This window comes from Streptomyces sp. NPDC090025, assembly GCF_044748125.1.
Taxonomy (GTDB): Bacteria; Actinomycetota; Actinomycetes; order Streptomycetales; family Streptomycetaceae; genus Streptomyces.
This window is the reverse complement of the sequence record NZ_JBIVFL010000001.1, coordinates 925,199-938,464: the sequence shown is the minus strand read 5'-3', so window position 1 is coordinate 938,464 and position 13,266 is coordinate 925,199. Positions and strand designations below refer to the sequence as shown.

Genomic DNA, 13,266 nt, shown 5'->3' with positions numbered 1-13,266 from the left:
GACCCGCACCGCCTCGGCGGTGCGGGCCCCTTCTCTCACGTCTCGAACTCGGCGTAGTCGGCCGGGCTCAGACGGTGAAGCGCTGCTTCGCCGAGCCGTCGCAGTTCTGCAGCCTGACCGGCTCGCGGGCCGCGCCGTGGGTCAGGCACAGGCCGGTCGCCGCGGCCGGGCGCAGGGTGTCGCCGTCGCGGACGAACTTCTGGTTGGCGCCGCCGTGGCAGTTCCACAGGATCAGCGCCTTGCCCGCCTGGTAGGCCGCGCCGGGCACGTCCAGGCAGCGGTCCTGGGTGAGCTCGGTGCGCAGGGCGCGCCCGGCGGGGTCGTACCACCAGTTCTGGTTGCGGCCGCCGTGGCAGTCCCAGCCGAGCACGGCGGTGCCGTTGGCGGACTCGGACGCGTCGACGTCGAGGCAGTTGCCGGTGGCCGCGTTCTTCAGCGGGCGGTAGACGTCGTCCCAGGCCAGCGGGTAGAGGGCCGGGGTGCCCGAGGAGTCGGCGTCGGCGCAGCTCGCCTCGCGCAGACCGGAGGCGTACAGCTGGGTCAGGCAGGACGCGAAGGCTCCGTGGCCGCGGTAGTTGGGGTGGAAGGACTGGCGGACGGAGTTCTCGTCCGGGGTGCCGGGCTTGGAGAGGTCGATGTAGAGGCCGCGGGCCCAGGTGTCCTCCATGCAGACCTCGTGGCCGTGGAAGAGCCGCGAGTTGTCGAGGTAGGTGGCGCCGGTGTCGGTCGCCGCCTTGCGCATGCCGCGCTCGAAGGCGGGGACGGCGGTGTTGCGGCCCCACTTGGTGTCGGAGTCGTAGCCGAGGCCGCCGCAGGCGAGCTTGCCGGGGAAGTTCGGGTTGTCGCCGAAGTCGGGGCCGATGGGGCTCGGGTAGCCCATCAGGACGAGCTTGTAGTCGGCGTCGGCGTACCCGGCGTCGCGCATCACGGTGCGCAGGTCCCGTACGGTCTGCTCGACCTTGGGGACGAGTCCGTCGACGCGGGCCTGCCAGCCGGGGGTGTACGTGGGCTCGCAGGCGCCCTGGAGCAGCAGGTAGCGCTGGACGCAGTCGGTCATGACCGGGCCGAACTGGAGGTCGTCGTTGGCTCCGGCGACGAGCAGCACCATCTTGATGCGGGTGTTGCGGGCCTTGATCGCCAGGTTGTCGCTCTGCACCAGCTCGTCGGCGTACTGCTTGCTGCCGCCGATGCGGATGTTGCCGGTGTACGCGCCGGAGCAGGCCACGTTGAACGTGAGGTCCGCGGGGATCCCGGTGCGGTGGATGGCGGCGTCGGGCGAGCGGTGGCACCAGTTGCTCGGGCCGTTGGTGGGCGACTCGTAGCTGCCGACGCCCTCGCCGGAGATCTCGCTGTCGCCGAGCGAGATCAGTCCGGTCCTGCGCTGGGCGAGCGGGCGCTCCTCGGGGCTGCCGTAGATCTTGGTGGCCTCGGCGGCGCGGATCGCCTCCAGTTCCGGCGGGAGCGGGACGGTGGAGGTGATTCCGGCCGGGTTTCCGGCCGTGGTGCTCGTGTCGGCCGCGCCGGCGGGGGCCGCTGCCGTCATGCTGCCGAGGGCCGCGGCCGCCGCGGTGAGCACCGCGAGCGGCCAGCGGAGTCTGGACCTGGTGCGCGTCATTGCGCCTCCTGGAAGGTGGGGTTACCCACGGTTTCTACTGACCGGTAAGCGCCTTGGGAATACATCGAACAAGACAAGTGCTCATCTTTTTACGGAAGCTGACGGAGGTTGAGGAACATGAGCGACGACGGCACCGCCCCCGGCGGCTACCGGACCGAGCACGACTCCATGGGCGAGGTCCGGGTGCCCGCCGACGCCAAGTGGCGCGCCCAGACCCAGCGGGCGGTGGAGAACTTCCCGGTGTCGGGGCAGCGCCTTGAGCGCTCCCACATCGAGGCGCTGGCCCGTATCAAGGCCGCCGCCGCCCAGGTCAACGCCCAGCTGGGGGTGCTCGACGCGGACGTGGCAGGGGCGATCCAGGAGGCCGCCGCCGAGGTCGCCGAGGGCCGCTGGGACGCGCACTTCCCGGTCGACGTCTTCCAGACCGGCTCCGGCACCTCGTCCAACATGAACGCCAACGAGGTGATCGCGACCCTCGCGAGCGAGCGGCTCGGCCGGGACGTCCACCCCAACGACCACGTCAACGCCTCGCAGTCGTCCAACGACGTCTTCCCCTCCTCCATCCACATCGCGGCCACCGCCGCCGTCACCCACGACCTGATCCCGGCCCTCACCGAACTGGCCGAGTCCCTGGAGCGGAAATCAGCCGAATTCGCGACGGTGGTGAAATCGGGGCGCACCCATCTGATGGACGCCACCCCGGTCACCCTGGGCCAGGAGTTCGGCGGCTACGCGGCGCAGGTCAGGTACGGGATCGAGCGGCTGCGGTCCGCGCTGCCGCGGCTCGCCGAACTCCCGCTCGGCGGCACCGCCGTGGGCACCGGCATCAACACCCCGCCGGGCTTCTCGGCGGCCGTCATCGCCGAGGTGGCGCGGGCCACCGGGCTGCCGCTGACCGAGGCCCGCGACCACTTCGAGGCGCAGGGCGCGCGGGACGGCCTGGTGGAGACCTCCGGGCAGCTGCGCACCATCGCCGTCTCGCTCACGAAGATCGCCAACGATCTCCGCTGGATGGCCAGCGGCCCGCGCACCGGCCTCGCCGAGATCAGCCTGCCCGACCTCCAGCCCGGCTCCTCGATCATGCCGGGCAAGGTCAACCCGGTGGTCCCGGAGGCGGTCCTGATGGTCGCCGCGCAGGTCACCGGCAACGACACCACGGTCGCCGTGGCGGGCGCCGCGGGGAACTTCGAGCTGAACGTGATGCTCCCGGTGATGGCCAAGAACCTGCTGGAGTCCGTACGGCTGCTCGCCAACGCCACCCGGCTGCTCGCCGGCCGCACGGTCGACGGCATCACGGCCCACGTCGAGCGGGCCAGGGAGTACGCGGAGTCGTCGCCGTCCGTCGTGACCCCGCTGAACAAGTACATCGGGTACGAGGAGGCCGCGAAGGTCGCCAAGAAGTCGCTGGCCGAACGGCGCACGATCCGCGAGGTGGTCCTGGCCGGCGGCTATGTGGAGCGCGGCGATCTGACCCTGGAGCAGCTCGACGAGGCCCTGGACGTGCTCCGGATGACCCACCCCTAGGCGGACCCGTTCCCGGGGACCATCCCTGGGAGTGACCCGCCCGCGTCCGTGACGCATCCTTTTCGGTCACCCGTCCCCTCCGTGACCTTCCCCGCCGCACGGAAGGGGGCGCGCCCCTAAGATCTGCGCATGACAGGATCCGGCCGCCCCAAGCACTGGGCGCCAGGGGATCAGATCCTCTGGCGCTACCTCGACAACGCCACCGGCGACGTGCACATCTGCCGCCCGGTGACCGTCGTGCGGGACACGCCTGAGCTGCTCGCGGTCTGGATGGCGCCCGGCACCGAATGCGTGAAACCGGTGCTCGCCGACGGCACCCCGGTCCACGAGGAGCCGCTGGCCACCCGCTACACCGCCGCCCGCACCACGGTGCGGGCGCACTGGCACGGCACCGGGGTGCTCAAGCTCGCGGCCCCGGACGACCCCTGGTCGGTGTGGCTGTTCTGGGAGCGGGGCTGGCGGTTCCGCAGCTGGTACGTGAACCTGGAGGAGCCCCGTACCCGCTGGTCCGGCGGGATCGACTCGGTGGACCACTTCCTCGACCTGTCCGTCTACCCCGACCGCAGCTGGCTGTGGCGGGACGAGGACGAGTTCGCGCAGGCCCAGCGGGCCGGGCTGATGGACGCCGGGCAGGCCGCGCGGGTACGGCGGGCCGGGCAGGCCGCCGTCGAGCTGATCGGGGCCTGGGGAGCGCCCTTCAAGGACGGCTGGGAGAACTGGCGTCCGGACCCGGGATGGCCCGTTCCCGAGCTCCCCGCCGACTGGGATCGCACACCGGCGCACACGGCACCATGAGACCCTTGATGCGCCCCCGGGGTGCAAACGTAGGATCGTCCTCCGCAACGACTCGACCGATCGGACCGCGTGTCATACACCCGGCACGGCACAGGACCTGACCACACGTCATCCATGATTGCTTCATGAGGGGGAGAGCAGTGCCGGAGCTGTGCGCGGACGTCCTGGCCCACTCCCCCAGATCGGTCGCGCGCCGGTGGTTTAGGGCCGCCGAAGGCGCGGCATCGGCGAGAAGAGCGCGTGCAACGCACCACCGGCCCGGACGGACGGAATCCCAGGCGTGACGGAGCATCCCACCTCCCACGAAGGCCGTAAGGCGATGGCCGACCGGCCGCAGGAACGCACCCGCCCCCGCCAGGACGGGGCGGCGGCGGCCGCTGTCGCCGTGCCCGCGCCGGCTCCCGGCGGCAGCGGCGGACAGCCGGGGCCCGACGGCGCCGCCGCGCGCCGCGAGGGCGACCGGCTGCGGTTCGTGGGCGCCGCGACCCGGCGGATCGCGCGCGGCCTCGACCTCGACGAGATCGTCCTCGGCCTGTGCCGGGCGACGGTCCCCACCTTCTCCGACGCGATCCTGGTCTATCTGCGCGATCCGCTGCCGGTGGGCGACGAACGCCCGGCGGAGCCGTTCGTGCTGCGGCTGCGGCGCACCGACCGGCTGCGGTTAACGGACCTGGAGGGCGAGGAGCTGGTGCTCGTACCGGATCCGGATCCGACGCCCGCCGCCGACCTGTGCGAGGTCCGCTCGGGCAGCGCGCTCGCCGAGGTGCTGCGCGGGGTACGGCCGGTGCCCGGCGACTCCCCCGCCGCCCGGGCCGCGCTGCCCGAACTGCTCGGCCCGGACCATCCGGTGCCCGGCGGGCAGCGGGCCATACTCGCGCCGCTGCGGGGGCGGCGCCGGGTGATCGGCGCCGCGGTGTTCCTGCGCCGCCCGGAGCGCGCCGGGTTCGAGCCGAACGACCTGCTCGTCGCCGCCCAGCTGGCGACGCACACGGCGCTCGGCATCGACAAGGCCGTGCTGTACGGGCGCGAGGCGTACATCGCGGACGAGCTCCAGCGCACCATGCTGCCCGACTCGCTGCCACAGCCGACCGGCGTGCGGCTGGCCTCGCGCTACCTTCCGGCGGCGGAGACCGCCCGGGTCGGCGGCGACTGGTACGACGCGATCCCGCTGCCCGGCAGCCGGGTCGCGCTCGTCGTCGGCGACGTCATGGGCCACTCCATGACCTCGGCGGCGATCATGGGCCAGCTGCGCACCACCGCGCAGACCCTGGCCGGGCTCGACCTGCCGCCGCAGGAGGTGCTCCACCACCTCGACGAGCAGGCCCAGCGGCTCGGCGAGAACCGCATGGCCACCTGCATGTACGCGGTGTACGACCCGGTCTCGCACCGGATCACGATCGCCAACGCGGGCCATCCGCCGCCGATACTGCTGCATCTCGGCGGCCGGGCCGAGGTGCTGCGGGTGCCGCCGGGCGCGCCGATCGGCGTGGGCGGGGTGGACTTCGAGGCGGTCGAGCTCGACGCCCCGGCCGGGGCCACCCTGCTGCTCTACACCGACGGTCTGGTGGAGTCGCGGCTGCGGGACGTGTGGACCGGGATCGAGCAGCTGCGGGAACGGCTGGCCGCGACCGCCCAGCTGACCGGCCCCGACCATTCGCCGCCGCTCGAAGCGCTCTGCGACGACGTGCTCGACATGCTCGGGCCCGGCGACCGGGACGACGACATCGCGCTGCTCGCGGCGCGGTTCGACGGGATCGCGCCGAGCGACGTGGCGTACTGGTTCCTGGAACCGGAGGACGCGGCCCCGGGCCGGGCCCGCCGGCTGGCCCGGCGGGCGCTGGCCCGCTGGGACCTGGAGGACCTCACGGACTCGGTGGAGCTGCTGATCAGCGAGGTGGTCACGAACGCCGTGCGGTACGCGGAGCGGCCGGTGACGCTGCGGCTGCTGCGTACCGATGTGCTGCGCTGCGAGGTGGGCGACGACTCGCCGCAGCTGCCCCGGCAGCGGCGGGCGCGGGACACCGACGAGGGCGGGCGCGGGCTGTTCCTGGTGAACCGGCTGGCCCGGCGCTGGGGTGCGACGCGGCTCTCGGGCGGCAAGGTGGTGTGGTTCGAGCTGGCGACGCGCTGAGCGCCGTACACCTGCCCGGACACGGCGAGGGCCGGACCCCCCCTTCGGGGGTCCGGCCCTCGCCGTGTCCGGGTCCGTCAGTTGAAGCGGCCGTCGGAGTTCTCGCCGTTGCCGTCCGGCGGCGGCGCGGTCGTCGGGTCGCCGGTCTTCGTCGGGGTCGGCGTCGGCGGCGGCGGGGTGGTGCCGGTGGGCGTCGGCCGCGTCGGGGTGGTGCCGGTCGGCGTCGGCGGCTGCGGCGGGGTGGTGTTCTCGTGGCTGCGCGTCGGGGTCGGCGACGGGGAGCCGTCGGTGGTCGCGGTCGGCGTCGGCGTGCTGCCGCTGTCGAAGCCGCCGTCGCTGCCGTCGGTCTCCAGGTCGAAGGCCGCGTCCGAGCCGCCGTCGAGCGCCGAGGTGGTGTACGCGCCCCAGATCTGGGCCGGGGTGCGGCCACCGTTGGCGCGGCCCTCGTTGATGGTGTTGGTCAGGGTGACCTGCTGGCCCTTGGCGTCCTCGCCGAACAGGCCGACGGCGGTGACCAGCTCGGGGGTGTAGCCGACGAACCAGGCGGAGCGGTTGTTCTCCGAGGTGCCGGTCTTGCCCGCGGCCGCGTAGTCACCGGCGGCCCGGGTGCCGGAGCCGGAGCGGACGACGCCCTGCATGGCCTTGGTGGTGGTGTCGGCGGCCTTGCGGGTGATCACCTGGTCGCCGATCGACTTCACCGGCTCGGCCTTGCGGTCCTTGTGCACGGCGGACTTCACCAGGGTCGGGGTGACCTTGACGCCGTGGTTGTCGAGGGTGGCGTAGGCGCCGGCCATGTCCATGGTGGAGGCGCCCATCACGCCGAGGGACATCGCCGGGGTGGCGCCGAAGTCCTCGCCGTCCTTCATGCCGAGCTTGAGGGCGGTCTCCTTGGTCTTGGCCGGGGTGACGTCCACGATCATCTGGGCGTAGACCGAGTTGATCGAGCTGTTGGTGGCCTTCTGGACGGTGACCTGGCCGTAGCTCCGGTCGTCCTCGTTCTCCGGCGCGAACGGGATGCTGCTGCCGACGACCTTGCGCTTGCTGTTGCCGTCGTACATCGTGCCGAGGCCGATCTTGCGGCCGTCCTGGGTCTCGGAGCCGTTGTCGATGGCGGAGGCGAGGACCAGCGGCTTGAAGGTCGAGGCGGGCTGGTAGTCGCGCCGGGTGGCGTTGTTGGTCCAGTGCTCGGTGGCGCCGACGCCGCCGTACATGGCGACGACCGCGCCGGTCTTCGGGTCGACGGAGGTGGCGCCGGCCTGGACGGTGGCGTCCTTCTTGTCGCCCTTGCGGTCGAGCTTGGCCTCAAGCTCCTTCTCGACCGCCTTGACCAGGGCCTTCTGCTTGTCCTCGTCGATGTTGAGGGTGATCGTCCAGCCGCCGGCCTTCAGGTCCTCCTCGCTGACGCCCTGCCGCATCAGCTCCTGGTTGGCGGCCTCCACGAGGTAACCGCTCTGGCCGCTCAGGCCCTTGGGCGCCTTGGGCTTCTGCGGGACCGGGAACTTCATCCCGGCGCGCTGCCCGGCGTCCAGCCAGCCCTCGCCGACCATGTTGTCGAGGACGTAGTTCCAGCGCTGCTCGACGAGCTTGCGGCCGCTGGTGCTGGCGTTGGCCCAGTCGTACTGGCTGGGGGCCTGGAGCAGCGAGGCGAGGTAGGCGCCCTGGCCGACGGTGAGCTTGGTGGCGTCGACGCCGTAGTACGCCTGGGCGGCGGCCTGGATGCCGTAGGCGTTGCGGCCGTAGTAGCTCGTGTTGATGTAGCCGGCGAGGATCTCGCTCTTCTCCATCTGCTGGTCCACCTTGATGGCGATGACCATTTCCTTGAGCTTGCGGGTCGCCGTCTGGTCCTGGCTCAGATAGAAGTTCTTGACGTACTGCTGGGTGATCGTCGAGCCGCCCTGCTTGCCCTTGCCGGTGAGGGTGTTCCAGGCGGCGCGGGCGGTGCCCTTGATGTCGACGCCGTTGTCCTTGTAGAAGGTCTTGTTCTCGGCGGCGACGAAGGACCGCTGGACGTCGAGCGGGACCTTGTCGAGGCCGACGATCTCGCGGTTCATCTTGCCGGTGCGGGCGAGGAGCTTGCCGTCGGCGTACTTGTAGATGTTGCTCTGGAGGGTCGCGTCGGCGTTGGCCTCCGGCACCGGGACGATCTTGTAGAGGACGTAGCAGCCGCCCATCACGAGCAGGCAGCCCACGAAGAAGGTGCCCAGGATCTTCTTCCAGGTGAAGAGGCGGCGTATGCGCCCGCGCTTCCCCGCCTGGCTCTTGCCCGTCCGACCCATGTTCTTCTTCGCTCCGCTCGTCCCGCGTCGTCCGTCGTCCGTCGTCGAATCAGCTCAGAAAGCTAACACCGCCCATCACGACAAAGGGCGATCGATCGGACTTTTCCGGGCGTGAGAATCAGCACCCACCCCCGACGGAACCGACGCTCAGAAGGCGGCGATGGTTGCCCCCCGAGCGTCCCTGGCTGTGCGTTCGAGGGGTGTCACCTGGGATTTCCGCGCACCCGGCCACCCCGGAACCGCTATACAACGGGGGTATACACCCCGTGTACAGTGACCGACATGTCCATCGGTCACACCCTTCTCGGTCTCCTGGAGTCCGGCCCACGCCACGGTTACGACCTCAAGCGGGCCTTCGACGAGCGCTTCGGCCACGACCGGCCGCTGCACTACGGCCAGGTCTACTCGACCATGTCCCGGCTCCTGAAGAACGGCCTCGTCGAGGTCGACGGCGTGGAGGCGGGGGGCGGCCCCGAACGCAAGCGGTACGCCATCACCGAGGCGGGCATCACCGATGTCGCCGCCTGGCTGGCGACACCCGAGAAGCCGGAGCCGTACCTCCAGTCGACCCTCTACACGAAGGTCGTCCTCGCCCTGCTCACCGAGCGGCCCGCCGCCGAGATCCTGGACACCCAGCGCACCGAGCACCTGCGCCTGATGCGCGAGCTGACCCGGCGCAAGAAGGACGGCGACCTCGCCGACCAGCTGATCTGCGACCACGCCCTGTTCCACCTCGAAGCCGACCTGCGCTGGCTCGAACTGACCGCGGCCCGGCTCGACCGGCTCGCCGAGGAGGTCCGCCGATGACCACCGCCCCCCTGCTCAAGGCCACCGCCGTCACCAAGGCGTACGGGCCGACGCCCGCGCTCGCCGGTGCCGACTTCAGCCTGCGGGCCGGCGAGGTCGTCGCCGTGATGGGCCCCTCCGGGTCCGGCAAGTCGACCCTGCTGCACTGCCTCGCGGGCATCGTCCGCCCCGACAGCGGCACCATCCACTACGACGGCCGTGAGCTCACCGCCCTGACCGACGGCGGGCGCAGCGCGCTGCGCCGCTCCGACTTCGGCTTCGTCTTCCAGTTCGGCCAGCTGGTGCCCGAACTGACCTGCGTCGAGAACGTCGCCCTGCCGCTGCGCCTGAACGGCGAGCGCCGCAAGGCCGCCGAGACCCGGGCCCGCGAGTGGCTGGCCCGGCTCGAGGTCGAGGACGTGGCCGCGAAGCGGCCCGGCGAGATCTCCGGCGGCCAGGGCCAGCGGGTCGCGGTGGCCCGCGCGCTGGTCACCGCGCCGCGGGTGATCTTCGCCGACGAGCCGACCGGCGCCCTCGACTCGCTCAACGGCGAGCGCGTGATGTCGCTGCTCACCGACGCCTCCCGGGACACCGGCGCGGCCGTCGTCCTCGTCACCCACGAGGCCCGGGTCGCCGCCTACTCCGACCGCGAGATCGTGGTGCGGGACGGCAGCGTGCGCGACGCGGAGTGGGCGGCATGAGCGGTACGACCCTGACCAGGGACGGCGCCCCGGGCCCCACGACGGACCCGGACCCGCGCCCCGGCCCCCGCCCCACGCCCCGCGTCCTCGGCTGGGCGCGCGACCTCGGCTTCGGCGCCCGGTTCGCCGTCACCGGCGGCCGGGCCGGACTGCTCCGCACCGTCCTCACCGCCACCGGCATCGGCCTCGGCGTGGCCCTGCTCCTGGTCGCCGCCTCGCTGCCGAACATGCTGTTCCAGCGCGAGGTGCGGGAGTCGGCGCGACAGCCCGACGCCAGCTACGAGGTCCACAAGCCGGGCCCCGACACCTTCCTGCACACCAGCCACGAGACCACGTACCACGGCGACACCGTGACCGGGCTCGTGCTGCGCGCCGAGGGCCCGAAGGCGGCCGTGCCGCCCGGCGCCGACCGGATCCCCGGGCCCGGCGAGATGTTCGCCTCCCAGGCGCTGCGCGATCTGCTCGGCTCGCCCGAGGGCGCGCTGCTCAAGGACCGGCTCCCGTACCGGATCGTCGGCACCCTGGAACAGCCGGGACTGATCGGCCCGGCCGAACTCCGGTACGTCGCCGGGTCCGGCACCCTCACCACCGACAACTACGACGGCCGCGCCACCGAGTACGGCTGGTCGGTGCCCGAGGAACCGATGAACGCGTTCCTGCTGCTGCTCGTCGTCATCGCCTGTGTGGTGCTGCTGCTGCCGGTGCTCGTCTTCATCGCGACCGCCGTCCGGTTCGGCGGCGAACAGCGCGACCGGCGGCTCGCCGCCCTGCGCCTGGTCGGCGCCGACTCCGGGATGACCCGGCGGATCGCGGCCGGTGAGTCGCTCGCCGGGGCGCTGCTCGGCCTCGCCGTCGGCGCCGGGTTCTTCGCGGCGGCCCGGCAGCTGGCCGGGACCGTGCAGATCTGGGACGTCAACGCCTTCCCGTCGGACGTCTCCCCGCTGCCCTGGCTCGCCGCCGTGATCATCGGCGTGGTGCCGGTCGCCGCCGTCGTGGTCAGCCTGGTCGCGCTGCGCGGGGTCACCATCGAACCGCTCGGCGTGGTGCGCACGGCCACCCCGAAGCCGCGCCGCCTGCTGTGGCGGGTGCTGCTGCTCGTCATCGGCGCGGGCGTGCTGATCCCGACCGTCAGCGGCGTGGACGTCTCCGCCACCGAGATCAACACGGCGGGCATCGCGCTCGGCGCGACCCTCGCCCTGGTCGGGCTCACCACCCTGCTGCCCTGGCTGGTGGAGGCCCTGGTCAAGCGGCTGCGGGGCGGCCCGGTCGCCTGGCAGCTGGCGATCCGCAGGCTCCAGCTGAGCAGCGGCACGGCCGCCCGCGCGGTCAGCGGCATCGTCGTCGCGGCGGCTGGCGCGATCGCGCTGACCATGCTGTTCCAGGCGATGCAGAACGACTTCATGCGGCCCACCAACATGGACACCGCGCGGGCCCAGCTGGAGACCCGGGTCGCCGCGAAGAACGGGAACACGGCCCGCGAGGCGATCGCCGCGCTGTCGAAGACGCCCGGCGTCACCGGGGTCATCGGCACCCTGGAGTCCGACGTGTGGCGGATCGAACCCTCCCCCAAGGGCGCCGACGTCGGCGGCATCACCTCCCTGGTGGTCGGCGACTGCTCCTCCCTGAAGGAACTGGCTCACCTGCCCGCCTCCTGCACCGACGGCGACGTCTTCATCGCCCTGACGCACGGCGAGGACGGCGGCCCCGACGACTCCTGGGTCACCTCGACCGCGCGGGCGGGCGCCACCGTCGCGCTGGGCGAGGGCGGCAAGCGCGGCGGCAGGGCGACCTGGCGGATCCCGGCCGACGCGCGGACCGTCGACTCGCGCCTCGACCCCATGGGCCAGATGCAGTTCGGCGTGTTCGCGACGCCGAAGGCGATCGACGCCAAGCTGCTCGACCGGCCGCAGGCGCACGCCATGGTCCAGCTCGACCCGACGGTGCCGGACGCCGCCGAGCACGTACGGAACACGGTGGCCGAGCTCGACCCGCTGACCCGGGTGCAGGCCCTGCAGAACATCGAGCGGGACTCGCAGTACTCCAGCGTGCGCACCGGCATCCTGGTCGGCGCCACCCTGACCATGCTGCTCGTCGCGGTGTCGCTGCTCGTCACCACCCTGGAGCAGCTGCGCGAGCGCAAGCGACTCCTTTCCGCGCTCGTCGCGTTCGGCACCCGCCGCTCGACCCTCGGCTGGTCGGTGCTGTGGCAGACGGCGGTGCCGATCGTGCTCGGCCTCGCGCTCGCGGTGGGCGGCGGCCTCGCGCTCGGAGTGGCGCTGCTGCGCCTGATCGGCAAGCAGGTCGAGGACTGGTGGGCGTTCCTGCCGATCGCCGGGGTGGGCGCGGCCCTGATCGCCCTGGTGACGCTGTTCAGCCTGCCGATGCTGTGGCGGCTCATGCGGGCCGACGGCCTGCGGACCGAGTAGCGGTACGGCCCCGCCGGGACCCGGGACCTGAAGGGCCGGGTCCCGGCAGGGGTCCGACAAGGATCGGTCAGGGCGTGACGATCCGGACCGGGAGGCGGCGCATCGCCTCCCGCAGCGAGCCCGCCAGCTCCTCGAACTCGGACTGGCGGGCCGCTCCCGTCCGCATCGCGAGCGCGATCCGGCGGGTCGGCGCCGGATCGGCGAACACCCCCGTGAACAGGGCGGTGTTACGGGCGGTCTCCACCTGCACCGCGGTGCTGGGCAGCAGGGTCACCCCGAGCCCGCCCGCGACCAGCTGCACCAGGGTCGACAGGCCCGCCGCGGTCGTCGTCACCGGCGTCCCCGCGGTGCGCCCGGCCTCCCGGCAGATGTCCAGGGCCTGGTCGCGCAGACAGTGCCCCTCGTCCAGGAGCAGCAGCTTCAGCTCGCGCAGCGCCTCGCGCGGGATGTCGGCGCGCCCCGCGAGCGGATGCCCGTCGGGCGTGACGAGTACGAAGTCCTCGTCGAACAGGGGCAGTTCGGTGACCCCGGGGACGCCCAGCGGCACCGCGAGCAGCAGCAGGTCGAGCCGTCCGGCGGCGAGCCCGTCGAGCAGCGAGGAGGTCTGTTCCTCGTGGACCTGGAGGTCGAGCCGGGGGTAGCGGGTGTGGACGAGCCGCAGCACGGTCGGCAGCAGATAGGGGGCGACGGTGGGGATCACGCCGAGCCGGAGCACCCCGGTGAACGGCGCCTGCGCGGCCTCCGCCTCCTCCATCAGCTCGGCCACCGCGTCGAGCACGGCCCGCGCCCGGACGGCGAGCCGCTCCCCCGCGGGTGAGAGCAGCACCTTCCGGGTCGTACGCTCAAGGAGCTGGACACCCAGTGCCTCCTCCAGGGCCGACACCGCGCCCGAGAGAGCCGGCTGGCTCATCCCTATGGCCGCCGCCGCGTCCCGGAAGTGGAGCTGCTCCGCGACCGCCGCGAATGCTCTGAGCTGGGAAAGGCTGGGCTGCTTCACCCGTCGTGCTGACAT

General features: G+C 72.5%; 9 protein-coding genes. 6 read left to right on the top strand and 3 right to left on the bottom strand.

All coding sequences use genetic code 11. The features are described from left to right. Nucleotides 1–67 precede the first annotated feature (67 nt). On the bottom strand, nucleotides 68–1,615 hold the full coding sequence (locus ACIPXM_RS04475) for a ricin-type beta-trefoil lectin domain protein (RefSeq protein ID WP_401651809.1): 1,548 nt from the start codon (nucleotides 1,613–1,615) through the stop codon (nucleotides 68–70). A 117-nt stretch (nucleotides 1,616–1,732) separates the two neighbouring features. Here ACIPXM_RS04475 and ACIPXM_RS04470 point away from each other — a divergent pair, with 117 nt between their 5' ends. The 3 genes from ACIPXM_RS04470 to ACIPXM_RS04460 all read left to right on the top strand — a co-directional run bounded on the left by ACIPXM_RS04470 (nucleotide 1,733) and on the right by ACIPXM_RS04460 (nucleotide 6,065). After that, nucleotides 1,733–3,139, top strand: coding sequence for a class II fumarate hydratase (locus ACIPXM_RS04470; protein WP_401651807.1), 1,407 nt, complete (start codon nucleotides 1,733–1,735; stop codon nucleotides 3,137–3,139). 129 nt (nucleotides 3,140–3,268) lie between these two features. After that, nucleotides 3,269–3,934 carry a DUF402 domain-containing protein gene (locus tag ACIPXM_RS04465; RefSeq protein WP_401651805.1) on the top strand — a complete coding sequence of 222 codons (666 nt, stop codon included), beginning with the start codon at nucleotides 3,269–3,271 and terminating at the stop codon, nucleotides 3,932–3,934. A 280-nt stretch (nucleotides 3,935–4,214) separates the two neighbouring features. After that, complete coding sequence (locus tag ACIPXM_RS04460; RefSeq protein WP_401651803.1) at nucleotides 4,215–6,065, top strand: SpoIIE family protein phosphatase; 1,851 nt, start codon at nucleotides 4,215–4,217, stop codon at nucleotides 6,063–6,065. A 77-nt stretch (nucleotides 6,066–6,142) separates the two neighbouring features. Here ACIPXM_RS04460 and ACIPXM_RS04455 read toward each other — a convergent pair whose 3' ends face one another. Then, nucleotides 6,143–8,341 carry a transglycosylase domain-containing protein gene (locus tag ACIPXM_RS04455; RefSeq protein ID WP_401651801.1) on the bottom strand — a complete coding sequence of 733 codons (2,199 nt, stop codon included), beginning with the start codon at nucleotides 8,339–8,341 and terminating at the stop codon, nucleotides 6,143–6,145. 282 nt (nucleotides 8,342–8,623) lie between these two features. Between ACIPXM_RS04455 and ACIPXM_RS04450 the strand changes: the two genes are divergently transcribed. From ACIPXM_RS04450 to ACIPXM_RS04440, 3 genes are read left to right on the top strand one after another with little or no spacing between them, the layout of a single operon-like run. Beyond that, nucleotides 8,624–9,148: a PadR family transcriptional regulator gene (locus ACIPXM_RS04450; protein WP_401651799.1), complete on the top strand. Its 525-nt coding sequence runs from the start codon at nucleotides 8,624–8,626 to the stop codon at nucleotides 9,146–9,148. Continuing rightward, the gene (locus ACIPXM_RS04445) at nucleotides 9,145–9,828 is read left to right on the top strand and encodes an ABC transporter ATP-binding protein (RefSeq protein ID WP_401651798.1); all 684 of its coding nucleotides are present in this window, start codon (nucleotides 9,145–9,147) and stop codon (nucleotides 9,826–9,828) included. Before ACIPXM_RS04450 ends, ACIPXM_RS04445 begins: the two co-directional genes overlap by 4 nt. Continuing rightward, a complete protein-coding gene (locus ACIPXM_RS04440) occupies nucleotides 9,825–12,254 on the top strand; it encodes an FtsX-like permease family protein (protein ID WP_401651796.1) in 2,430 nt (809 codons plus the stop codon). Before ACIPXM_RS04445 ends, ACIPXM_RS04440 begins: the two co-directional genes overlap by 4 nt. A 67-nt stretch (nucleotides 12,255–12,321) precedes the next feature. Here the strand turns inward: ACIPXM_RS04440 and ACIPXM_RS04435 are convergent, their stop codons facing one another. Beyond that, nucleotides 12,322–13,266 (bottom strand): hydrogen peroxide-inducible genes activator, encoded by a 945-nt coding sequence (locus ACIPXM_RS04435; RefSeq protein WP_401651794.1) that lies wholly within the window; start codon nucleotides 13,264–13,266, stop codon nucleotides 12,322–12,324.